The organism is Microbacterium sp. K36, from assembly GCF_004794355.1.
Classification (GTDB): domain Bacteria; phylum Actinomycetota; class Actinomycetes; order Actinomycetales; family Microbacteriaceae; genus Microbacterium; species Microbacterium paraoxydans_D.
On sequence record NZ_SSDN01000056.1, the window covers coordinates 1 to 21,085 of the forward strand.

General features: G+C 68.0%; 23 protein-coding genes and 3 tRNA genes. 13 read left to right on the forward strand and 13 right to left on the reverse strand.

Annotated elements, in window-relative coordinates; all coding sequences use genetic code 11:
• From DW296_RS04930 to DW296_RS04950, 5 genes are all read left to right on the forward strand, one after another.
• On the forward strand, window positions 1-359 hold a 359-nt coding region (locus DW296_RS04930), incomplete at its 5' end, for a sensor histidine kinase (RefSeq protein WP_342588948.1).
• The gene (locus tag DW296_RS04935) at window positions 347-1,036 is read left to right on the forward strand and encodes a LuxR C-terminal-related transcriptional regulator (protein ID WP_136051334.1); all 690 of its coding nucleotides are present in this window, start codon (window positions 347-349) and stop codon (window positions 1,034-1,036) included. The genes DW296_RS04930 and DW296_RS04935, both read left to right, overlap by 13 nt.
• Complete coding sequence (locus DW296_RS04940; protein ID WP_168428984.1) at window positions 1,033-1,941, forward strand: DUF4097 family beta strand repeat-containing protein; 909 nt, start codon at window positions 1,033-1,035, stop codon at window positions 1,939-1,941. Before DW296_RS04935 ends, DW296_RS04940 begins: the two co-directional genes overlap by 4 nt.
• A gap of 86 nt (window positions 1,942-2,027) precedes the next feature.
• A tRNA-Ile gene (locus DW296_RS04945) sits at window positions 2,028-2,101 on the forward strand.
• 26 nt (window positions 2,102-2,127) lie between these two features.
• Window positions 2,128-2,200, forward strand: a tRNA-Ala gene (locus tag DW296_RS04950).
• A gap of 668 nt (window positions 2,201-2,868) precedes the next feature.
• On the opposite strand, the gene DW296_RS04955 is transcribed toward DW296_RS04950, so the two are convergent.
• The 3 genes from DW296_RS04955 to DW296_RS04965 form a co-directional block, all read right to left on the reverse strand.
• The gene (locus tag DW296_RS04955) at window positions 2,869-4,368 is read right to left on the reverse strand and encodes a deaminase (protein ID WP_136051335.1); all 1,500 of its coding nucleotides are present in this window, start codon (window positions 4,366-4,368) and stop codon (window positions 2,869-2,871) included.
• A gap of 116 nt (window positions 4,369-4,484) precedes the next feature.
• Window positions 4,485-5,618, reverse strand: a complete 1,134-nt coding sequence (locus tag DW296_RS04960) for a M24 family metallopeptidase (RefSeq protein ID WP_136051336.1) — start codon at window positions 5,616-5,618, stop codon at window positions 4,485-4,487.
• Between the two features lie 50 nt (window positions 5,619-5,668).
• Entirely contained in the window at window positions 5,669-6,115 is a 447-nt protein-coding gene (locus DW296_RS04965; protein ID WP_136051337.1) for a hypothetical protein, read from the reverse strand.
• Between the two features lie 136 nt (window positions 6,116-6,251).
• Between DW296_RS04965 and DW296_RS04970 the strand changes: the two genes are divergently transcribed.
• Window positions 6,252-6,674 carry an NUDIX hydrolase gene (locus tag DW296_RS04970; RefSeq protein WP_136051338.1) on the forward strand — a complete coding sequence of 141 codons (423 nt, stop codon included), beginning with the start codon at window positions 6,252-6,254 and terminating at the stop codon, window positions 6,672-6,674.
• A gap of 18 nt (window positions 6,675-6,692) precedes the next feature.
• On the opposite strand, the gene DW296_RS04975 is transcribed toward DW296_RS04970, so the two are convergent.
• Both DW296_RS04975 and DW296_RS04980 read right to left on the reverse strand, forming a co-directional pair.
• A complete protein-coding gene (locus tag DW296_RS04975) occupies window positions 6,693-7,175 on the reverse strand; it encodes an aminoacyl-tRNA deacylase (RefSeq protein ID WP_240742988.1) in 483 nt (160 codons plus the stop codon).
• A complete protein-coding gene (locus tag DW296_RS04980; protein ID WP_025102885.1) occupies window positions 7,172-7,669 on the reverse strand; it encodes a hypothetical protein in 498 nt (165 codons plus the stop codon). Before DW296_RS04980 ends, DW296_RS04975 begins: the two co-directional genes overlap by 4 nt.
• A 146-nt stretch (window positions 7,670-7,815) precedes the next feature.
• On the opposite strand from DW296_RS04980, the gene DW296_RS04985 reads away from it, so the two are divergent.
• Window positions 7,816-8,373, forward strand: coding sequence for a peptidylprolyl isomerase (locus tag DW296_RS04985; RefSeq protein ID WP_025102886.1), 558 nt, complete (start codon window positions 7,816-7,818; stop codon window positions 8,371-8,373).
• A gap of 21 nt (window positions 8,374-8,394) precedes the next feature.
• Window positions 8,395-9,288 (forward strand): rhomboid family intramembrane serine protease, encoded by an 894-nt coding sequence (locus DW296_RS04990; protein ID WP_136051339.1) that lies wholly within the window; start codon window positions 8,395-8,397, stop codon window positions 9,286-9,288.
• A 152-nt stretch (window positions 9,289-9,440) separates the two neighbouring features.
• On the opposite strand, the gene DW296_RS04995 is transcribed toward DW296_RS04990, so the two are convergent.
• The gene (locus tag DW296_RS04995) at window positions 9,441-9,680 is read right to left on the reverse strand and encodes a cell division protein CrgA (RefSeq protein ID WP_025102888.1); all 240 of its coding nucleotides are present in this window, start codon (window positions 9,678-9,680) and stop codon (window positions 9,441-9,443) included.
• Window positions 9,681-9,780: 100 nt separating this feature from the next.
• Between DW296_RS04995 and DW296_RS05000 the strand changes: the two genes are divergently transcribed.
• Genes DW296_RS05000 through DW296_RS05010 form a run of 3 tightly spaced genes read left to right on the forward strand, consistent with a single transcriptional unit; the run spans window position 9,781 to window position 11,385 of the window.
• Complete coding sequence (locus DW296_RS05000) at window positions 9,781-10,575, forward strand: class E sortase (protein WP_136051340.1); 795 nt, start codon at window positions 9,781-9,783, stop codon at window positions 10,573-10,575.
• 25 nt (window positions 10,576-10,600) lie between these two features.
• On the forward strand, window positions 10,601-10,756 hold the full coding sequence (locus DW296_RS05005) for a DUF4175 domain-containing protein (protein WP_136051341.1): 156 nt from the start codon (window positions 10,601-10,603) through the stop codon (window positions 10,754-10,756).
• Complete coding sequence (locus tag DW296_RS05010) at window positions 10,753-11,385, forward strand: anthranilate synthase component II (RefSeq protein WP_136051342.1); 633 nt, start codon at window positions 10,753-10,755, stop codon at window positions 11,383-11,385. The genes DW296_RS05005 and DW296_RS05010 overlap by 4 nt, the downstream gene beginning before the upstream one ends.
• 18 nt (window positions 11,386-11,403) lie before the next feature.
• On the opposite strand, the gene pknB is transcribed toward DW296_RS05010, so the two are convergent.
• From pknB to DW296_RS05045, 7 genes are read right to left on the reverse strand one after another with little or no spacing between them, the layout of a single operon-like run.
• Window positions 11,404-13,095 (reverse strand): Stk1 family PASTA domain-containing Ser/Thr kinase, encoded by a 1,692-nt coding sequence (pknB, locus tag DW296_RS05015; protein WP_136051343.1) that lies wholly within the window; start codon window positions 13,093-13,095, stop codon window positions 11,404-11,406.
• A gap of 44 nt (window positions 13,096-13,139) precedes the next feature.
• On the reverse strand, window positions 13,140-14,891 hold the full coding sequence (locus DW296_RS05020; RefSeq protein WP_136051344.1) for a serine/threonine-protein kinase: 1,752 nt from the start codon (window positions 14,889-14,891) through the stop codon (window positions 13,140-13,142).
• Complete coding sequence (locus DW296_RS05025) at window positions 14,888-16,342, reverse strand: peptidoglycan D,D-transpeptidase FtsI family protein (protein WP_136051345.1); 1,455 nt, start codon at window positions 16,340-16,342, stop codon at window positions 14,888-14,890. The genes DW296_RS05020 and DW296_RS05025 overlap by 4 nt, the downstream gene beginning before the upstream one ends.
• A gap of 1 nt (window position 16,343) precedes the next feature.
• Complete coding sequence (locus tag DW296_RS05030) at window positions 16,344-17,729, reverse strand: FtsW/RodA/SpoVE family cell cycle protein (protein WP_136051346.1); 1,386 nt, start codon at window positions 17,727-17,729, stop codon at window positions 16,344-16,346.
• Window positions 17,726-19,030: a PP2C family protein-serine/threonine phosphatase gene (locus DW296_RS05035; protein ID WP_136051347.1), complete on the reverse strand. Its 1,305-nt coding sequence runs from the start codon at window positions 19,028-19,030 to the stop codon at window positions 17,726-17,728. The genes DW296_RS05030 and DW296_RS05035 overlap by 4 nt, the downstream gene beginning before the upstream one ends.
• Before the next feature lie 7 nt (window positions 19,031-19,037).
• A complete protein-coding gene (locus tag DW296_RS05040) occupies window positions 19,038-19,559 on the reverse strand; it encodes an FHA domain-containing protein FhaB/FipA (RefSeq protein ID WP_025102896.1) in 522 nt (173 codons plus the stop codon).
• The gene (locus tag DW296_RS05045; protein WP_025102897.1) at window positions 19,556-20,281 is read right to left on the reverse strand and encodes an FhaA domain-containing protein; all 726 of its coding nucleotides are present in this window, start codon (window positions 20,279-20,281) and stop codon (window positions 19,556-19,558) included. Before DW296_RS05045 ends, DW296_RS05040 begins: the two co-directional genes overlap by 4 nt.
• A gap of 144 nt (window positions 20,282-20,425) precedes the next feature.
• Here DW296_RS05045 and DW296_RS05050 point away from each other — a divergent pair.
• Window positions 20,426-20,508, forward strand: a tRNA-Leu gene (locus tag DW296_RS05050).
• A gap of 96 nt (window positions 20,509-20,604) precedes the next feature.
• Window positions 20,605-21,054, forward strand: a complete 450-nt coding sequence (locus DW296_RS05055; protein WP_136051348.1) for a hypothetical protein — start codon at window positions 20,605-20,607, stop codon at window positions 21,052-21,054.
• The last annotated feature ends 31 nt before the right edge of the window (window positions 21,055-21,085 follow it).

Consider the following 21,085-nt stretch of genomic DNA (forward strand, 5'->3'; position numbering starts at 1 on the left):
ACCCTTCGACAGGCTCAGGGACCCAGGGTGGCGGCGCAGGGACCCAGGGGTACGGCTCCGGGGCTCCGCGGCCGGGGCGCGATGCGGAGGCGGCGGTGTACTTCTCCATCGCCGAGTCGCTGACCAACGCGGCGAAGCACTCCCGAGCGAGTGAAGCGCGCGTCACCGTCCGGCTCCGTGAGGGGAACACCCTCTGGGCGCGGGTCGAGGACAACGGCATGGGTGGCGCCCAGGTGATCCCGGGCGGAGGCCTCGACGGTATCGCGAACCGGATCCTCGCCGCCGGCGGGACCTTCCGTCTCGACAGCCCGCAGGGCGGCCCGACCAGCCTGGAGGTGAACGTGCCATGCGCATCCTGATCTGCGAGGATTCCGTCCTCCTGCGCGAGGGCCTCGTGCGACTGCTCGAGGACGCGGGCCACGAGGTGGTCGCGGCCCTCACCGACACGACCGGTCTTCGCGAGGCCGTGATCTCGACCACGCCCGACCTCTGCATCCTGGACGTGCGGCTGCCGCCCACGTTCACGGACGAGGGCATCCGCGCGGCGCTGGACCTGCGAGCCGTGCACCCGGCGCTCGCCATCCTCGTGCTCTCGCAGTACGTGGAGGAGCGCTACGCGTCCGACCTCATCGCCGCCCAGGGCGGACCCCTCGGCTACCTCCTGAAGGACCGGGTGGCGGACGTCGCCGAGTTCATCGATTCGGTGCAGCGGATCGCCGACGGCGCCACGGTGCTGGACCCGGAGGTCGTGGCCCAGCTCCTGACGCGCCGGAACCGCGACGACCGCATGATGCGGCTCACCGAGCGGGAGCGCACCGTGCTGGCCCTGCTCGCCGAGGGCAAGTCGAACCAGGCGATCGCCGGCCTCCTCTTCCTCTCGGCGGCGAGCGTCGAGAAGCACATCACCTCCATCTTCCAGAAGCTGGGCTTCGAACAGGACGAGTCGGGCAACCGCCGCGTGCTCGCCGCCCTCGCCCACCTCGAGAACACGGGCGGCACGACGCCGCCGAACGGCCAGACAGGAGTCTCACGATGACCACCGACAACACCGGAGCGCAGGGCGGCCACACCCCGATCACTCCTCCCCCGCCGCCGTCCGCGGCTTCCCCCGCGGCGGCGCCCGGCGCGCCCGGACCCCGGCGCTCCTCCGGAGCGACCGCCGTCATGATCGTCACCGCGGTCGTCGGTGGGATCGCGCTGCTCGGAGCCGGAGGCACGGCGGCCGTCGCGGCGACCGGGACCCTCCTCTCCTCCAGCCGACCGGATTCGGTGCAGACGGTGGACGTCGACGGCGTCACCGCGATCGATCTCGACGCCGACGCGAGCATGGTCCGCATCGACTTCGGCGATGTGGACGCAGCGGAGCTCTCCGTGACCAACGGCCGCGGTGCGTGGACGTTCGAGCGCGAGGCGGACGAGCTCGTCGTCCGGAGTCCTCGCCCGGCCTTCGGCTGGTGGTTCGGCAACTGGTTCGGCGACGACGAGCGCGCGGTCCTCACGCTGCCGGAGGAGCTCAGCGGCTCCGCCCTCGACGCGAGTCTCACTCTCGATGCCGGCGCTCTCGACGTCTCCGGTGAGTTCGGCTCCCTGGAAGTCCAGATCAACGCCGGAGCCCTCGACGTCTCCGGTGCGGCCTCGGCCTTCGACGTGCAGATGAACGCGGGCCGCGCGGACGTGCTTCTCGACGGCGTCGACCAGGCGGATCTCGGCATCGCGGCGGGCGATCTGACGGTGGAGCTGACCGGCGACGCGCCCACGACGACCACGATCGACGTGAGCGCGGGGTCCCTGAACCTGACCCTCCCCGATGTGGAGTATCGGATCAGTCAGGACGTCAACGCGGGTTCCTTCGACGCGCGGGTCGACGAGTCCCCGAGCGCTCGCCGCACGATCGACGTGTCGGTGTCGGCCGGCAGTGTGGACGTCGAGCCGGGACGGTGAATCGGCCGAGGGCGAGGATCCCGGAAGGGGTCCTCGCCCTCGATTCGGATTTTCGCCGAAACTCCGGTAAAGTTCTGGAGGTTGACGGGGCTATAGCTCAGGCGGTTAGAGCGCTTCACTGATAATGAAGAGGTCCCAGGTTCAAGTCCTGGTAGCCCCACCCTTTCAATTCAAGAATTCCCTCACGGGGCCTTAGCTCAGTTGGTAGAGCGCCTGCTTTGCAAGCAGGATGTCAGGAGTTCGAATCTCCTAGGCTCCACCGTCCGCTCCCCCGCCTCACCTCACCCGTCCGATGGCGTGAGTTCGCGTAGTGCCGTGTACAGCCGCTCGGCTCGTCCGCCATCACGCTTCGATGTCCTCGATCGAGTGGGGTACTCGCGAGGCCTCGTGTACAAGGATCCCCCTGCTACTACTGTCGTGTCGCTGGGCGTAAGGAGAGCCGACTGGTGGTCCGCGGTTCTCGTCGATGTGCGCGCTGTGGCACCGTTCGAGTTCGACTGCGCACTTTCAGCGTGCCAGGATCGATGGCCCTGCGGTCAGAAGGCACAGTCGCGAAGAGTCGGTGAGCATACGACAGAGACGGCAGTCGGGTTCTAACGCAGGACGCTCCCTGGACTGCAGATGGCTAAATCTATTGAACGGAGACACAGCGCCGGGAGCCGGCAGCAGTCGGGCCGCACCCGCGGTTAGCCCGATGCGAAGGACAGTCGCGTTACGAGTCGTTTGCGACGCGTGCAGTTGAGCTTGAGGTCGTTACTGTGCTTTATGGTCGTTCGGACGGCGTGGGTACACCGTCTTGATAGGCAGCGGGACGACTCTCGCTAGGGAGGGCGTTGATCGTATCCCGGGCTTGCTGGACGGCTGTCGCAAACCAGGAAATCTCTTCCACACCACTCACCACCAGCGGTTCAGCACCCTGTCGCGTGTTCATCGTGGTTCCCCTTTCGTCTTCAACGTCTGTCTAGTGGTGGCGTCCGACACTGCGACTGGGACCCCCGCCTCACGGCCTGACGGATCGGCGAGCGGGTCCGCTTCCGCCAACCGGAACCGGGCTTCGCTCTTGTTGAACTGTACGAAGCTCCCGCTCGCGTCGCGCTTGCGGTGCGGGCTTTGGAAGACCGTAGGGTAAATGTTCCACGAGGCCCCGCGGAACGGTTCGACTAGAACCTTGCTGCCGACCGCTTCGCGATCCAGGGTGATTGAATCAGCGTACATCTCGGCAGCCAGCGACTTGGGGTAGGGGTCGACGAAGACGACTCGAACAATCCCGCTCGCAACGATTAGCCGCATGCACATATGGCACGGGAAGGCGGTGGTGTAGAGGGTGGACCCCTGAACCGCGCAGCCAAGTCTCGCGGCATGGGAGAGAGCGGACATCTCAGCGTGAACGATTCGTCCAAACTCTATGAGGGATAGTAGTCGTGTTCGCTTCATCCCAGCTTCAGTCGACTCAAGCACCTTCGTGATCTTCTCGGACGACGACAGAGCAGATAACTCTGCCGAGAGAAAGCCGCCCCTACTCAGGGACTCCAACGCCTCTTGAAGGGTTCTTCTGCTTTGACGTCTGTTGAAATCAGAGCCAAGAGCAAAATCTCGACCGTCGGGCTCATCACCCTCCCAGTATTCACCCCCGCCGAACTTCGGGACTTCGTTGGCACCGGTACTTAGTAGCTCGCCACTAGGCAGAGTTATTACGGCGCCGACCTGTCGTCCCGGGTCTGCGGACCGAAGCGACGCTCCGAACGCATGAAACATGGCGACCTCGTCGCGGTTGGGGGTCCGGAACGGATCACCGAAGAGCAACCCGACCATTCGGCTCACCTCTCCATGCAGCCCTTGGTCGATGTCGATCAGATAGTCTGCTTCGGCGTAAGCGTCACGCCCGTGCTGACCGTACTCATTCTCTATGTCCATCTCATCCCGCCGGATGAGTTGCTCGACGCGGGAGGCATGATTTGAGTCCCCTGGAGACTCGTCCTTCAAGAAGGCTAGGAGATTACGAAAGCGCCTGCGCGGGTCTTGGTGTACACCTACTAGAACGAATCGTCGACCGTACGTGTGACGGAGTAGCGCAACTTCATGCTCGTGCTTGAGGGTGCGAAGAATCCATGCGAATCGTCGTCTAGCCGTGTCCGGACGCGCAGTCTGGATTCGAGCAATAGCCAGCCCGGCTAGGATGTCCCCGCTGCCGTACTCGCGCCGAAGCTCGTCTCCTTTATCCATGCGAGCGCTGTAGTACCCCGTGGTATCGGAGGCTTCGGTAGAAACGTCGAGCAGATGACTTAGCCGGATCGTGTCACTGTCGTAGTTGTAAACCCGTAGCTCGTCTTGGAGTGCGACAACCAAAGAGTCCAGATCAGTGCCAATCGGTGCAACGAAGCCGAAAATGATCTCGAAGTCCGGGCTTCCAACGACGTCTACCAGCACGGTCACTCCCTCTATGGCGTCTTACCACCATGGCTGATGTGGCTCAGATTAGCTGAGAACGCGATCTCCCGGCGTGTTGGGTTCCTGACGGATCGATGCGACGGGATCCTCAGCGGTTAGCTTGCGGTGCCCTCGGTCGTCGTGGTGAGCTCATGCGGTGCCGCGTTGAGGCGCTCGACACCGTCCGCCGTCACGACCACGATGTCCTCGATGCGGGCACCCCACTCGCCGGCGAAGTAGATGCCGGGCTCGATGCTGAAAGCCATGCCCTCTCGGAGCACGAGGTCGTTGCCGGGGGCGATGTAGGGCTCCTCGTGCACCGAGACGCCGATGCCATGACCCGTGCGATGCAGGAACGCGTCGCCGAGGCCCGCCTCCGCGAGCACCGAGCGGGCGGCCGCGTCGACCTCCGCCGCCGTGACCCCGGGGCGCACCGCATCCACGGCCGCCTGCTGCGCCCGGACGAGGGTGGCGATCCGGTCCGCGGCTGCCGGATCGGGCGTTCCGACGACGTAGGTCCTCGTGCTGTCGGAGTTGTAGCCGCTCGGAACGGCACCGCCGATGTCGACGACCACCACATCGCCGTCCTCGATGACCCGGTCGGAGACCTCGTGGTGCGGGTCGGCCCCGTTGGGCCCCGACCCGACGATGACGAACTCGACCGTCCGATGCCCCTCCTCCACGATCGCCGCGGCGATGTCGGCGGCGACCTCGCGCTCGGTGCGGCCGGCGCGCAGCCATCCGGGCACGCGGCGGTGCACGGCATCGATGGCCGCGCCGGCGCGACGCAGCTCGGCGATCTCCTCCTCGTCCTTGGTCATCCGGCCCTCCCGGAGCACCGGCGTGGCCAGTTCGAGCCGGGCCTGCAGCCGTTCCCCGATCGGCACGACATGCAGCGCGGGAAGCGCATCCGACACACCGACGCGGGCGACGGCACCGGTGGCCGCGGCGACGAGGGCGTACGGATCGTCGCCGTCGACCCAGTCGGCGACCGCCAGTTCGAGTTCGCCGACGGCCGTGCTGCGCACCTTGGCGAGCTCCATCCGGGGGACGATGACGGTCGCCGCGCCGCGCGGTGGCAGCACGAGGGCGGTCAGGCGCTCGATGGTGTCGCCCTCGACACCGAGGAGGTACTGCAGGTCGGGGCCGGGACCGACGATGATCGCGTCGAGGCCGGCGGTCTGAGCGCGCTCCTGTGCGCGCTCGAGGCGTCGTGCGTAGACGGCGGCGGAGAAGGGAAGGGTGCTCACAGGCACCACGCTAACGCGCGCGACCCCGCGGCGTCAGACCCTCTTCGAGATCAGCTGATGGCCTGGCGGATGCGCCCGGCGAGGAACTCGAGGTCCTTCTCCGTGAGTGCGGTCACCGCGTACGCGGTCGGCCAGACGGTGCCGTCGTCGAGGTTCGAGATCGGCTCGAAACCGAAGGTGCCATAGCGGACCTTGAACTTGCCCGCCGGCTGGAAGAAGCACAGCACCTTGCCGTCGCGGCCCCACGCCGGCATGCCGTAATAGGTCCGAGGCACGAGCTCCGGCGCCACCTCGGAGACCAGCGCGTGCAGCTTCTCGGCGAGCAGCCTGTCCTCGTCGCTGAGCTTCGCGACAGCCTCCTTGAGATCGGCCTCTCCGGCGGCGCGGAGTTCCTCGGGCGACTTCTTGGCTCGGGAGCGTCGGGTGCGCGCCTCCTTCGCGGCGGCCTGCATGGCCTCGCGCTCCTCGGCGGTGAAGTTCTTCTCGGTGTCGGCCATGATGTTCCTCTCGTGCGGCCCGGATGATGCTCCCAGCGTAAGGACGGCGCGCGGTGCCGTGCTTCTCGATTCCTGATCGATCGCGCCCGTCGTCACGCGGCGGGACACAGCTCGATACCCGGATAGGGTGTGACGCATGGACCTGCGCGTCGCCGCATACGGGGTCGTCACCGACGAGGGTGGACGCCTGCTGCTGGCGCGATGGACGGAGGGCCGGCGCATCGCGTGGACGCTTCCCGGTGGGGGACTGGAACCCGGTGAGGCACCGGAGGATGCCGTGCGCCGGGAGCTCCGAGAGGAGACCGGCTACACCGTCCGCGTCGGCTCGCTCCTCGGCATCCACTCCCGTGTCATCCCCGCCGGGCGGCGTGTGCAGAAGTCGCCTGATCCCCTGCATACCCTCCGGATCGTCTATCGCGCGGAGGTCACGGGCGGGAAGCTGCGCTGGGAGACGGACGGCTCCACCGACCGGGCGGAGTGGTTCGCCCTCTCCGCCGTCGCAGGGCTGCAGCGGGTGCGGCTGGTCGACATCGCGCTGCGGATGGCCGGGCTGCTCTGACGAGCCGCGGCAGGATCCTCAGCGTTCCTCGGGAACCGAAATGTCGGCGACGGTCGCGCCGTACGCCGCGATGAGCGCGTCGGCGTCGACGAAAAGGCTGTAGCCGTGCGCACCGGCGCCCATCGCGATCCGCTCGCCGACGATGGACGCATCGGCGTAGACCGGCCAGTCGGTGGTGCTGCCGATCGGGACGATGGTGCCGCGCTCGTAACCGGTCGCCGCGAGAGCGAGCTCGGGTTCGGGCAGGCGGAGCTTGTTCACTCCCACGACGGCCCGCAGCTTCGGCCACGAGATGGACCGCCCACCGGGGATGAGCGCGAACAGATAGGTGTCGTCCGAGCGCTTGACCACGAGGGTCTTCACGATGCCGGACGGCGGGATGCCGAGGATCTCGGCGGCCTCGACGAGGCTACGCGCCTGCGGCCGCTCGCGGATCTCGATGTCGAGTCCGCGGGCGGCCGCAGCATCCCTCACCCGCGCGTGCGGGTCGGGAGTGGTCACGCGTCGGGAGCCGACAGCGGGTCGTCGGCGACCCAGAGCTCGTCGTCGGCCCGCAGCGCCTGCCAGGCGGCGTACAGCACGCCGACGGCGGCCGCAGCACCCAGGACGATGGCGATGACGGATCCGAGACCGGGACCCTTCTTCTGCGAGACGGCCTTGCGGGCCTTGTACTCGACCCCGTGGCGCTTCGCGTTGGCGACGTCCCAGGCGGTCAGCGCGGTGCCGACGACGCCACCCACGATCGGAACGACCTTGTCGTCCACGACGTGCTTTCCTGCCTTGACCGAGCGGTCAACGACCGGGGCCACGCGGCGGTTGTAGGTGTCCTGGACCACCGGGACGATCTGCTCGCGATTGAAGTTGCCGAGCTGGCGACCTGCCTCACGAGCGACGTCGGCAGCGTGGCCGACGAGCACCTGCTGGTCTTCCCACAGCTGGTTCGCGTCCTTCTGAAGACGACGAAGCTGCTTCTTCCGCTTGCGGCTGAGGCTCACGATGCTCTCCTGTCCATTGGAGTACGGGTTCCCCATCTTGCCACGAGAGGCTGGATGCGGCGAGGGAATCGCCCGCCCCTTGCATCATCGGCTCCTGCGTTGTACACGCCCGGCCCGCTCACCGGAAGCTCTGCGAGAATGAACGCATGGTTCACGCTTCCCACGTCGCAACTCTGCACACCAACCACGGTGACATCGTCATCAACCTCTTCGGCGACCACGCCCCGAAGACGGTCAAGAACTTCGTCGGTCTCGCCGACGGCTCCCAGGAGTGGACGCACCCCGCCACCGGCAAGCCGGGCGAGGGTCCCCTCTACAAGGACGTCATCTTCCACCGCATCATCCCGAACTTCATGATCCAGGGCGGCGACCCGCTCGGACAGGGCGTGGGCGGCCCGGGGTACAACTTCGACGACGAGATCAACAACGAGCTCAACTTCAACGAGCCCTACATCCTCGCGATGGCCAACGCGGGCCTCCGCCGCAACGCCATCACCGGCAAGGTCGAGGGCACGAACGGCTCGCAGTTCTTCATCACCACGGACCCGACCCCGTGGCTGCAGGGCAAGCACACGATCTTCGGCGAGGTCGCCGACGACGCATCCCGCAAGGTCGTCGACGCGATCTCCGCGGTCCCGACGGCGGCGGGCGACCGGCCGATCGAGCCCGTGGTGCTGCAGTCGATCGACATCGTCGCCGCCTGACGACAGCGACGGCCGATCCGGATGACGACGCCCGAGTTCACGAACAACCGTGAGAACTTCTGCTACCGGCATCCGGATCGGCAGTCCTTCGTGCTCTGCCAGCGGTGCCTGCGCACCATCTGCCCCGAGTGTCAGACGCCGGCCCCGGTCGGCGTCATCTGCCCGGAGTGCATGGACGCGGAGCGCAAGAACCGCACCCCCGCCCAGAAGAAGGCCGCGCGTCGGTGGCGTGGTGGTGGGGCCACGACCATGGGTACCGTGCGCAGCGGCAAGCCCGTCGTCACATACGTCCTGCTGGCGGTGACATCGTTCATCGGCCTCGTGCAGCTCATCCCCGGACTCAACGCCCCGATCATCCAGGCCCTCGGCTTCTACGCGCCGTTCCTCTACCCGAACCTGTCCCTCCTGCCGTTCGAGCCGTGGCGACTGCTGACCGTGCTGTTCGTGCACGGGGGGTTCGTGCATCTCGCGCTGAACATGCTCGCCCTGTGGATGCTCGGACAGAATCTCGAACCGATGCTCGGTCGCGTCCGCTATCTCGCGCTGTATCTCATCAGCGGCCTCGGCGGGTCCGTCGCGGTCGCCGTCCTCGCACCGGAGACCTGGACGGTCGGCGCTTCCGGCGCGATCTTCGGGCTCCTGGCTTCGCTCCTGATCATCGGCCGGCACATCGGGGCCAACGTCACCGGCATCCTCGTGATCCTCGGGATCAACTTCGCCTTCGGGTTCTTCGCCGGCGGCATCTCCTGGCAGGCGCACCTGGGCGGCGCGATCACGGGCGCTCTCGTGGCGCTCATCTGCGTACGGACGAAGCGCCGTGATCAGCGAACCTGGCAGATCGTCTTCCTCGCTGCTCTGGTGGTGCTGTTGATCATCCTCGTCGCCGTCGTGCCGCCGCTGCTCCTTTTGGCCTGATCCCGAGTTGTTAACAGGGTTGTTAACCCCTGTGAATAACATCGGTGTAATTCTCCCCAGTGTGGGGATAACCTGTGGATAACTTCCGCCTTGTCGGACAGACGAAAGAACCCCCCGCCGAAGAGGCGAGGGGTTCTTGTTGTTCCGGCCGGTCAGCGCCAGCGGGTGGTCATGAGGAATCCGATGAGGGCGATGCCCAGGCCGATGGCCAGATTCCAGTTGTCGAGTCCCGGGATGGGGAACTGCATGCCCGAGATGTAGAAGACGAGGATCCAGGCGAGGCCGAGGAGCATGAAGCCGATCATCACCGGCTTGAACCAGACGGCGTTGGGAGCGGCGTCGCCCTCGGCGCGCTCGACGGCGGGTTCTTCGGTCTTGCGGTCACGTGCCATGCCGTCATTGTACCCGGGAGACCTCGGCGCCGACGAGCCGCGATCACCGCAGGCGGGGACGGGACCCCGAAGCACAGGCGGGGCGGATATGATCACGCCCATGACTGCATCTGTCGTGCCTGGGGGGCGGCGCGAACGGCGGCAGCGACGACGGTCGCGCGCCACGTTCGCGAGCGTGCTCGGCGAACTCCTCCTGACCGCGGGCGTCGTCGTCCTCCTCTTCGTCGCATGGCAGATGTGGATCGGCGACATCATCATCGCGGCCCAGAAGAACGAGGAGGGTGCCGCGATCTCACAGCAGCTCGCCGCCGGCGAGGCGCCGGAACTGCCGCCGCTGGTCGAGACGGACGACGGTGAGACGGTCTACGAGGCGCCCGTCCCTGCGGCCCCGGCCGACGGGGAGTGGTTCGGACAGATGCACATCCCCCGGTTCGGCGCCGACTACAACTTCGGCATCTACGGCGGCACGAGTCGCGCGCGCACTCTCGACCAGAAGGGCATCGGCGTCTACACGCAGTCCAAGATGCCCGGCGAGGTGGGGAACTTCTCCCTCGCCGGCCACCGGACGACCTGGGGGAAGCCGTTCAACCAGCTCGACAAGCTGCACGTCGGCGATGCCATCGTCGTGGAGACCCCGGACGGCTGGTACACCTATCGGTTCCGCACGCTGGAGTATGTGAAGCCGAGCCAGACCGACGTGCTCGCCGACGTGCCGCAGATGCCAGAGCAGCAGACCGGCGAGCAGTACATCACCCTGACGGCGTGCTCACCGCTGTACTCGCTCGCGGAGCGCATCGTCGCGTACGGGGTGTTCGAGAGCTTCCAGCCGCGAGCCGAGGGACCACCGTCCGCTCTGACCGACCCGCCGCCCCCGCCGGCCGCACCGTCCGTGTGACCCGCCTCCAGGAGAGAGAAGACCCATGTACGCCGCACTCTGGCGCCTGCTGCCCGGCCCGTGGTGGCTGCGCGTCCTCATCCTGCTCGTGGTGATCGCCGCGGTGCTGTACGCGCTGTTCTGGTACGTGTTCCCCTGGGTCAGCCCGCTCATCGCCCCGGGCGAAGTCGACGTCGAATGACGGGGGTGCTCGTGGTCGACAACCACGACAGCTTCGTGCACACGCTCGTGGGATATCTCCGCGAGCTCGGTGCGGACACCACCCTCGTGGAGTCCGATGCGACCGACGCGGTCGAGGTCGAGGAGCTTCTCGGCGCGCATGACGCCCTCCTGCTCTCCCCCGGGCCCGGGGCTCCTGCCGATGCCGGCGTCTCGATCGACGCTGCTCGCATCGCGGTGCGGCGGGGAGTCCCCACCCTCGGCGTGTGTCTCGGGCATCAGGTCATCGGGGCCGCTTTCGGCACGGCCGTCCGGTCTGCTCCGCAGGTCATGCACGGCATGGTCTCGGCAGTCCGCCACGACGGCTCCGCCCTGTTCGCAGGCATCCCCTCACCTTTCGACGTCGGGCGGTATCACTCGCTCGCGCTGTCCGCGGCAGACCTCCCCGATGACCTCGAGGTCATCGCCACCGCCCCCGACGGCACCGTGATGGCGGTGGCGCACCGGACGCTGCCGATGCATGGGGTGCAGTTCCATCCGGAGAGCGTCCTCACCCGAGGGGGCTACCGGCTCCTCGCCAACTGGCTGCGCCTCTGCGGCGACGAGGAGGCCGTCGCCCGCTCCGTCCTTCTCGATCCGCTGACGCGCTGAGCTGCGGCGCGTCCCGCGTCAGGACCCGGTGCAGTAGCGGAGTTCGACCGACGACCCGACGGGGACATCCCCCGGAGCGATGGACATCGAGTGCACCGTCGCCGGATCCGTTGCCGGGCACTCCGGCGCCTCGGTCGGCACCGGAGTGAGTCCCAGGTCGTCGAGCGCCTGCGTCGCCGAGTCCATGGACCAGCCGACGACGTTGTTCAGCGTGACCTTCCCGCTGGCGACCTCGAGGTTCACGACGGTGCCCGGAGCCACCTCGGCCTCCGCCTGCTCGCTCGCCGTCATCACCGTGTTGGCGGCGAGACCCTTGTCGTTGCGTTGCGTCACTGTGCCGAGTTCGAGGCCGGCGGCCTTCAGCGCCTTCGTCGCGGCATCGAGGGACATCCCCTCGAGCTTCGGCACGACCACCGTCTCCTCGCCGGAGGAGACGTAGAGGGTGACTGTCGAGCCCTTCTCCACGGACACGCCACCCTCGGGATCGGTGCGGATGACGTTTCCCTCGGCGATCGACGGGCTCGATTCGATGACGATCTTCGAGGAGAGGTCCAGTTCGGCGAGGTCGTCCTGCGCGCGCTCGGAGGCGACGTTCGTCAGATCAGGGACGAGCCTCGAGGTGCTCGGCACGTCGGCGGGGCGCATGCTGATGGTCCAGACCCAGAACAGCACGGACGCCAGGAGCACCGCCAGCAGCGCGACTCCCGCCCAGATCCATGCGACGGGCGGTCCCGACTGCGTGCGGGCCATCGTGGTGTCGGTGCTGAGCTGTCGCAGCGACCGCGCCGTCTCCTGCGCCTGGCGAGGACTCGGGCCGTAGAGTTCGCTCGTCAGAGCGCCGATCTGCTTGCGGGTGGGAGCGGCGCCGGTCACTGCGGCGTCCAGAGCGGCGCGGAAGTGGGCGGCGTCCGGATACCGCTGATACGGGTCCTTCGCGAGGGCGCGCAATACGATCGGGTCGAGGGCTGCGGGCGACTCCTCGTTGACCTCGGAGGGCGGGACCGGGGTCTCGCTGACGTGCTGGTAGGCGACGGCGACCGGCGACTCGCCGCGGAACGGCTGCCGTCCGGTCAGCAGCTCGTAGAGCACGACGCCTGTGGAGTAGAGGTCGGCACGAGCATCGACCGGCTCGCCCTTGGCCTGCTCGGGTGAGAAGTAGGCGGCAGTGCCGATGATCTGAGTGGTCTCGGCCACGGTCGAGGAGGAGTCGGACACCGCGCGGGCGATGCCGAAGTCCATCACCTTCACCTGGCCCTTGTCGGTGACCATGACGTTGCCCGGTTTGATGTCGCGGTGAACGACCCCGGCGCGGTGGGAGTAGTCCAGCGCTTCGAGGATCCCGTCGACGTAGCGCACCGCATCCTCGACCGGCACGGGGCCGTCGGCGATGATCTTCTTGAGCAGGGTGCCCTTGACCAGCTCCATCACGATGTACGGCGGCTCGTCCGAGGAGCTGTCGACCGTGGAGGGGTCGCCGGCGTCGTACACCCGCACGATCGACGGGTGCGACATGCGCGACGCCGACTGCGCCTCCAGCCGGAACCGCGTACGGAAACTGGTGTCGCGGGCGAGATCAGGATCGAGGATCTTGATCGCGATCTCGCGGCCGAGGGTCAGGTCGTACCCGCGGTACACCTTCGCCATCCCGCCGTGCCCGATGAGCTCGTCGACGCGGTACCGGCCCGCGATGACTCGTGGCTCTGTGGACACGGATGACCCCCTGGAAACGACAATGGCTGGACTGGATACTCAGGCTACCCTTGGCCGCCGTCGCCGCCGTCACCCTCGCCGTCCTCCGGGGCCACGATCGTGACGGAGAGCGGGGGGGAGGCGTTCGACGTGCGCTGGTCGCCGCCCGAGCACAGGCCCTGATACGTCGCGATGAGCTGCTGCCCCACGGCATCGCCGACCGTCACCTGAGCGTTGCGCTGCGTCGGCTGGAAGTTCGGGCCGCCCGAGGCGAAGGTGCCGTTCTGCAGCGAGACGACGTAGCCGGACAGCGTCGTGCCACTGGGGCAGGTGAAACCCGTGCCCCAGGAGATCGTCACGGTGCTCCCGGCGACCGGGTCGCCGGTGATCGTCGGCTGGTCGGACGGCGTGGGCAGCGGCGTGCGGCCCGCGTAGACGGTGAGCGCGATGGGGGTCGTGGTCGCGACGTTCCCCTCGGGCTGCACCCGGTAGACCTTGCCGACATCGCCGTCGCTCGGGGCGGGGTCGCCCTCTCCGCAGGCGATGTCGGAGAACCCGGCTTCCTTGAGTGTCGCGGTGGCGGTGCCGCAGTCCATGCCGTTGAGCCCGAGTGCCGTCACGTCGACGCGCGTCTCCTCCGGAGTGGGCGCCTGCGAGGGTGTCTGCGATTGCGTCGTCGTGGGTGTGCGGCTCGCGGATCCCGTGGGGTCGGGGTCGGCGTCCTTGCCCTGGTTGCCGAACAGCGCCCACAGCGTGCCGGCGACGACGATGAGCAGCAGGACCAGCAGCGCGATGAGCGGCCAGGTCCACGCGCTCTTCTTCTTCTTTTTCTTCTCCTGCTCCTCCGCGGCGGCCTCGTCGGTGGGCAGCTGGGCGGTGGTCGGGAGGATGCGCGTCGTGCCGTCGTCGCCGGTCGCGGTGAGCATGCGCGTGGCGTCGTCGTCGCCTGCGATGCCGCCCGTGGCGATGGCGGGAACGGCGATGGCGGCGGAGTTCAGGTCTCCGCGGCGGAGGGCCTGGGCGGCCCGGGCCACCGTGGCCGAGGAGGACGGGCGGTCCGCCGGCTTCTTCGCGATCATCGCCATGACGAGGTTCTGCACCGGGATCGGCACCGTCGGCGGCAGCGGTGGCGGCTGCTCGTTGATCTGCGCCATGGCGATCGCCACCTGCGACTCGCCGGTGAAGGGGCGCTTGCCGGCGAGGCACTCGTACGCGACGATGCCCAGCGAGTACGTGTCGGTCGCGGGGGAGGCGGGGTGGCCAGATGCCTGCTCCGGCGACAGGTACTGCACCGTGCCCATCACCTGACCGGTCGCCGTCAGCGGCACCTGGTCGGCGATGCGGGCGATGCCGAAGTCGGTGATCTTCACGCGGCCGTCTGGCGTGATGAGGAGGTTCCCCGGCTTGATGTCGCGGTGCACGAGACCCGCCGCGTGCGCGGCTTGGAGGGCCGAAGCGGTCTGCGCGACGATGTCGAGTGTCTTGTCGGCACTCAGCGCGCCGTCCCGCTCGAGGATCGTCGAGAGGGCCTCACCCGGAACGAGCTCCATGACGAGGTAGGCGCTGCCGTTCTCCTCGCCGTAGTCGAACACGCTGGCGATGCCCTCGTGGTTGACGAGGGCGGCGTGACGCGCTTCCGCGCGGAACCGCTCGAGGAACCCGGGGTCCCCCATGTACTCGTCCTTGAGGATCTTGATGGCGACGGTGCGTCCGATGACGTGATCCGTCGCCTCCCACACCTCGCCCATGCCGCCGATCGCAATCCGCGACTGCAGCTCGTAGCGACCACCGAACGACACACCCTGCGTCGGCCTCATCTGCCCAGCACCGCCTCTATGACCTTCTTCGCAATCGGAGCGGCGATGGTGTCCCCGCTTCCTGATTGACCCTGTCCGCCGCCGTTCTCGACGACGACCGCTACCGCGACCGCGGGGTCGTCCGCGGGGGCGAACCCCGTGAACCACAGCGTGTGCGGCCTGTTTCCGTTCTCCGCCGTTCCGGTCTTCCCGGCCACGTCGACCCCGTCTATTCTTGCACCCTGCGCCGCGCCGTTTGAGACGCTGGCGACCATGGCGGAGGTCACCTCGTCCGCCACGTCGGGCTCCATCGCGCGACCGAACTCGGTGCTGTCGAACGAGCGGATCACCGAGAGGTCGTTGCCGATCACGGCGTCGACCATCTGCGGGTTCATCACGACGCCGTCGTTGGCGATTCCGGCGGAGACCATGGCGATCTGCAGGGGCGTCGCGGTCACCTGTCCCTGCCCGAATCCGGTGAGGGCGGTCTGCGCGTCGTCGAGCCCCTGCGGGTAGCTCGAGGGCGTCGAGGTGAGCGGGATGTCGAAGCTGCGGTTGAACCCGAACTTCTCCGCCATCTCCCGGATCGTGTCATCGCCGAGTTCGACGGCGAGCTCGGCCATGGGGATGTTGCAGCTGAGACGGATCGCCTCGGCGATCGTGACGGTGTCTCCTGGCCCGCAGGCGCTTCCCCACGCGTTGGAGACGCGACTGTTCGAGCCCGGCAGCGTGTACGAGGCGGGGTTGGGGAGGGTCGACTCCGGCGTCCACTCGCCACTGGCGTAGGCGGCCGCAGCGACGACGATCTTGAACGTCGACCCCGGGGGATTGAGGTCGCCGGCGATCGCGCGGTTCGACAGCGGCTTGCCGGGGTCGGCCACGAGCTGGTCGTAGGTGGCGTTGGCGGCGTTCGCGTCGTGGGTCGCCATGCTGTTGGTGTCGAAGCCGGGAGTGGACGCCAGCGCGAGGATGCGCCCGGTCTTCGGGTCCATCGCGACGACGGCGCCCTGCAGGCCGTCCAGGGCGTCGGTGGCGGCGCGCTGCGCTGCCGTGTTCAACGACAGCTCGACGCTGAATCCGCGCTGTGGCTGACCGGAGAGGATCCGCTCGATCTCTGCGAAGAACGCGTTGGAGCCGGTTCCGGAGAGGTCGGCGTTCATCGCCTCCTCGATCCCGGTGCTGGAGCCGAGCGCGGGGTTGAAGTAGCCGGTGACGGGCTCCCACATCTCGGCGTCGGTGTACACGCGCTGGAATCGGTACTGGTCGTCGCTCGGGACCGAGTTGGCGATCGCAGCGCCGTCGACGATGATCGCGCCGCGCTGGATCTCGTAGCTGTCCAGCCGGGTGCGCTTGTTGTGCGGGTTCTGCGACAGGCCGTCCGTCTCGACGACCTGAATCCAGCTCGTCGCGGCGAACAGCGCGATGAACATGAACAGCATGACGATGCTGAGTCTGCGGAGTTCTCGTGTCATGTCAGCCGATCACCACCCGGGGCTGACGGCGGACGCCGTCGGAGATGCGGAGGAGGAGTGCCACGATGAGCCAGTTCGCGACGAGCGACGAGCCACCGGCGGCCAGGAACGGGGTGGTCAGACCGGTCAGCGGGATGACCCGCGTGACACCGCCGACCATGATGAACACCTGCAGCGCGATGGTGAACGACAGGCCCGTGGCGAGCAGCTTGCCGAAGTCGTCCTGACCGGCGAGACCGATGCGGACGCCGCGGCTGACGAACACCATGTAGAGGCAGAGGATCGCGAAGAGCCCGATGAGGCCGAGCTCCTCGCCCAGGCTCGTGATGATGTAGTCGCTGTGCGCGAGCGGCGTGATCTCCGGGCGGCCCTGCCCCCAGCCGGTGCCGATGAGCCCGCCGCGGGCGAGCCCGAAGAGGCCCTGCATGGGCTGATAGCCGGCGCCGTCCGGGTCGACCTTCGAGGAGTCGAACAAGAACAGCCAGTTGACGAAGCGACCCTGCACGTAGCTGAGGATCTGCGACGCGACGGCGACGCCCGCGACCACGAGGCCGAGACCGATGAGCACCCAGCTCGTCTTGCCGGTGGCGACGTAGAGCATGGCCACGAACATGCCGAAGATGAGCGTTCCGGTGCCGAGGTCGCGCTGGACGACGATGATGCCGAGAGAGACGAGCCAGACGACGAGCACGGGTCCGAGCTCGCGCATTCGCGGCCAGGTGATCCCGAGCACTCGCTTGCCCACCGACGTCAGGCTCTCCCGCGTCCGCACGAGGTAGCCGGCGAAGAAGATCGCGAGGCAGATCTTGGCGAGCTCTCCGGGCTGGAAGGCGAACATGCCGCCGAGCGAGACCCACACCTGCGCGTTCGCATCGGGGATCCGCAGGCCGGGGACGAACGGCAGGAGCAGCAGGAGGATTCCGGCGAGGCCGAAGATGTAGGTGTACCGGAACAGGATCCGGTAGTTGCGCAGCAGGATGACCACCGCGATCGCCCCGGCCAGTGAGATGGCGGTCCAGGCGAGCTGTTTGGTGGAGTAGGCGTTCCACCCGGTATTCGCGAAGGCGATGTCGATCCGGTAGATCATCGCGACGCCGAGTCCGGTGAGCAGCGTCGCGATCGGGACGACGAAGGGATCGGCGTCGGCTGCCACGAAGCGGAGCACGATGTGCAGGGCGAAGGCCAGAGCCGCCAGCCCGCCGCCGATCGCCAGGATCATCGGGTCGATGGTGCCGAGAGCGCCGAGCTGGACGAGGGTGAGGGCGGCGCCGCTGATCGCACAGGCGAAGAGGAGCAGCCAGAACTCGCGATTGCGCTGCGTCTGCGGCATGCGCAGGCGGCGCAGGGCCTTGATGACCGTGGTGTCGGCCTGGACGTCGGTGCTCACCCCGCACCTCCCGAGGGCGTCGTGCTCGGAGAGGGGAGCGGTGTGGGCAGCGGGGTCTGCTCGATGATGTTCGCCTCGGCGCCCGTGCGGAGACGGTCCACGATGGCCATGGCGTCGGAGAGCGAGCGCGCGCTGATGGTGCGCTCGACCGATGCCCGCTGATACGGGGGCAGGTCGGCGAGGAGGATCTCGGTGTCCTCGACCGGTGTCGACAGCGTGATCGGGCCGATGTTCTGCTGCACACCCTGGAAGATCACGACGCTGTCCTCATCGGCGCCGATGAAGTAGCGCGTCTGCGTCCAGCTGTAGGCGGCGAACGCGGCGAAGCCCAGCATGGCCAGCGCCACGAGCGTTCCGGCGATCCAGCCCAGCCGGCGGCGCTTGGCGCGACGGCGGTCCTCCTCGATCAGCTCCTCGAGGTACTCGGGTGCCGGCTCGAAGTGGCTCGGCTCGTTCGCAGCCTGGCGGACCGGATGCAGCCAGTTGCTCCGCGGGGCCCGCACCGGCGGCACGTAGACACCCGACGGGTTCGACGCCGCGCCGACGATCGTGGCGGTGCCGGAGTGGACGGGGTGCTGTCCGCCGACATCGACGATCACGATCGTGACGTTGTCGGGGGCGCCGCCGTCGAGGGCCTGTTTGAGGAGGTTGTCGGCCGTCCGGCCGGGGGCGAGCCCGAGCTGCATGGCCTTGAGGATGCGGGCCTCGTCCACCACGCCCGAGAGGCCGTCGGAGCACAGCAGCCAGCGGTCGCCGGGCTGCGCGTGCATGACGAACATGTCGAGCTCGGGGTCGGCGTCCATGTCGCTGAGCACCCGCATGAGCACCGAACGACGCGGGTGGTATCTGGCCTCTTCCGGGGTGATCCGGCCGGAGTCGACCAGTCGCTGCACGAAGGTGTGGTCCGCGGTGATCTGCGTGAGCGCCTCGTCGCGGTAGAGGTAGATGCGCGAGTCGCCGATGTGGCCGATGACGGCGTACTCGTCGACCATGATGATCGCGCTGAGCGTGGTGCCGAGCCCGGCGAGCTCGGGACGATCCTTCGCGGCGCGGATGAGGTCGCCCGCGGCCGTCGTGGCGGCGGCCTGGAGGGCGGCCTGCGCGTCTTCCGTGGAGGAGTACGGCTGATCCAGCGGCTCCATGCGCTGGATCGCGATGCTGGAGGCGACGTCGCCGCCCGCGTGTCCGCCCATGCCGTCGGCGACGACGAACAGGTTCGCCCCGGAGTACCCGGAGTCCTGGTTGTTGGAGCGGACCTTCCCGGTGTGGGAGATCGCGGCGCTCGAGCCTTCGAAGACCATGCCGGCGTCAGGCCCTCAGCTCGAACGTCGTTGCGCCGACCTTGACCGGGGTGCCGAGGCTGAGGGAGACCGGGCCGCCCGTCACCCGCTGGCCGGCCACGAAGGTGCCGTTCGTGGAGTCGAGGTCCTGGATCGCCCACGTGTCGCCACGGAGCAGGAGCCGGGCGTGATGGCTGGACGTGTAGTCGTCGCGGATCACCAGAGCGGATTCGCTGGAGCGGCCGATCGTCATCGCGTCGGAGCCCAGGGGCAGTTCGAGACCCGCCTTCGGTCCGGACGTGATCACGAGGCGCTTCGCCGTGGCCACGGTCGCGGGCCCGGTCGACGGTCGCGCCGACGAGGGACGGGGCGGGGCAGCCGGTGCCGCGGCCGGAGCGGCGGCGGGTGCTCCCGCTGTCGCCTCCGCGGGGAGCTTCCGAGCGCGCACCCCGAACAGGTCGGCGCGCAGGGAGTAGACGACCCCGAACACGAAGAACCACATCAGCACGAGGAAGCCGATGCGGAGCAGGAGCAGGACCAGTTCACTCATCCGAGGGCTCCGAACACGCGGGTCGCGTCGTCGTCGGGGCGGGAAGACCGCGACGGGGTGGCGACGGGGACGATGCGGAACACGAGGTCGGTACGACCGATCGTGATCGTGGTGTCGGAGGGGAGGGCGGCCTCGCGGAGCTTCTGCCCGTCGACCTTCGTGCCGTTGGTGGATCCCATGTCGCGGAGCATGGCGCGCTCGCCGTCCCAGAGGATCTCGGCGTGACGACGGCTGGATCCCGCGTCGGCGATGGTGATGTCGGCGTCGGAGCCACGGCCGATCACGGTGCGGGCACGGGTGAGGGTGTGCCGGCGTCCGTCGACGTCGACCACGGCCTGCCAGCTCACGCGTCCTTCGACGGTGCCCGAGGTGACGCGCACGGTGCCGGTGGCGACCTTGTCGTCCGCCTCGAGTGTGAGGGACAGGGGGCCGGCGAAGCTGTAGCCCTGCGACTTCGCGTGCTTCGTGAGGAGTGCGTGCAGCTCGTCCGTCAGCGCGCCGCCGAGCCCGCGCATGCGCTCCGCGTCGTCGGGGCTCAGGCGCACGACGTAGTTGTTGGGCGCGATGATGCGGTCACGGCTCACCACGGCCGCAGTGGTATCCGCCTCGCGTCGCAGCGCCGAAGCGATCTCCACGGGCTGGATGCCGCTGCGGAAGGTCTTCGCGAACGCGCTGTTCACTGCGCGCTCGAGACCCTTCTCAAAGCTGTCAAGTAGTCCCACTGGGCTCCTCTGGCATGCCGACCGGTAGGGACATCGTAGCCAGGTGACCTGGGGGAACGCCGCCGACGCCCCTGCCGGGGTGTGCAACGCGGGCGAAAACGCGTGATATCCTCGGAAAGTTGAGTTCTTCGGAGCGAGACGCTCGCGCGAGTGGCGGAATGGTAGACGCGCTGGCTTCAGGTGCCAGTGTCCTTATGGACGTGGGGGTTCAAGTCCCCCCTCGCGCACAGCGAGACATTCATGAAAGAGTCGGTCAGAGTCTGACCGGCTCTTTCTGTTTCCCCGCGAACGCTTATCGAACGGTCTGCCGCATGAGCCCATGGATGCACAGCGTCGGACTCGTCCTCGTCCGCATCGTCTTCCCCGGTGCACTGGCCCTGACGGCGTTGCTGCTCCTCTGGTACAGCTTCGGCATTCTGGACGAGACGCCCGGGTTCGCCTGGGTGATGATCGCGACGGGGGGAGCAGGGTTCATTCTCTCCCTCTTCCTCCTCTGGCGTCTCAACAATGCCCGCGGTCGCGAGGATTTCCGGTGGTACGTCGTGCCGGAGGACGGGGAGGAGGAGTCCGTCCCGCCGGAGCCGATCTCGGCCGAGGAGAGGGAGCGCCTCACCCTCGAGCTGGACGAGGTGAACCGTCGGTGGCGGGAGGCGCTGGAGGCCGGTTTCCTCTCCGGTGGCTCGCTCGCCGCCCACGAGATCCGCGCGGAACTCGAGGAACGCGCTACGGCGCTGCGCCGTCGACTCGAGGCGCCTTCCACCCCCGATCGCTGACCTGAGTCCTCATCCTGGGGGGACGAAAGTC

Excerpts from the sequence above, each read along its gene's own strand:
- DW296_RS04935 (WP_136051334.1), top strand. The coding sequence starts at position 347 with ATGCGCATCCTGATCTGCGAGGATTCCGTCCTCCTGCGCGAGGGCCTC.
- DW296_RS04940 (WP_168428984.1), top strand. The coding sequence starts at position 1,033 with ATGACCACCGACAACACCGGAGCGCAGGGCGGCCACACCCCGATCACT.
- DW296_RS04965 (WP_136051337.1), bottom strand. The coding sequence starts at position 6,115 with ATGGCCGACACCGAGAAGAACTTCACCGCCGAGGAGCGCGAGGCCATG.
- DW296_RS04970 (WP_136051338.1), top strand. The coding sequence starts at position 6,252 with ATGGACCTGCGCGTCGCCGCATACGGGGTCGTCACCGACGAGGGTGGA.
- DW296_RS04985 (WP_025102886.1), top strand. The coding sequence starts at position 7,816 with ATGGTTCACGCTTCCCACGTCGCAACTCTGCACACCAACCACGGTGAC.
- DW296_RS04990 (WP_136051339.1), top strand. The coding sequence starts at position 8,395 with ATGACGACGCCCGAGTTCACGAACAACCGTGAGAACTTCTGCTACCGG.
- DW296_RS04995 (WP_025102888.1), bottom strand. The coding sequence starts at position 9,680 with ATGGCACGTGACCGCAAGACCGAAGAACCCGCCGTCGAGCGCGCCGAG.
- DW296_RS05000 (WP_136051340.1), top strand. The coding sequence starts at position 9,781 with ATGACTGCATCTGTCGTGCCTGGGGGGCGGCGCGAACGGCGGCAGCGA.
- DW296_RS05005 (WP_136051341.1), top strand. The coding sequence starts at position 10,601 with ATGTACGCCGCACTCTGGCGCCTGCTGCCCGGCCCGTGGTGGCTGCGC.
- DW296_RS05010 (WP_136051342.1), top strand. The coding sequence starts at position 10,753 with ATGACGGGGGTGCTCGTGGTCGACAACCACGACAGCTTCGTGCACACG.
- DW296_RS05020 (WP_136051344.1), bottom strand. The coding sequence starts at position 14,891 with ATGAGGCCGACGCAGGGTGTGTCGTTCGGTGGTCGCTACGAGCTGCAG.
- DW296_RS05025 (WP_136051345.1), bottom strand. The coding sequence starts at position 16,342 with ATGACACGAGAACTCCGCAGACTCAGCATCGTCATGCTGTTCATGTTC.
- DW296_RS05035 (WP_136051347.1), bottom strand. The coding sequence starts at position 19,030 with ATGGTCTTCGAAGGCTCGAGCGCCGCGATCTCCCACACCGGGAAGGTC.
- DW296_RS05040 (WP_025102896.1), bottom strand. The coding sequence starts at position 19,559 with ATGAGTGAACTGGTCCTGCTCCTGCTCCGCATCGGCTTCCTCGTGCTG.
- DW296_RS05055 (WP_136051348.1), top strand. The coding sequence starts at position 20,605 with ATGCACAGCGTCGGACTCGTCCTCGTCCGCATCGTCTTCCCCGGTGCA.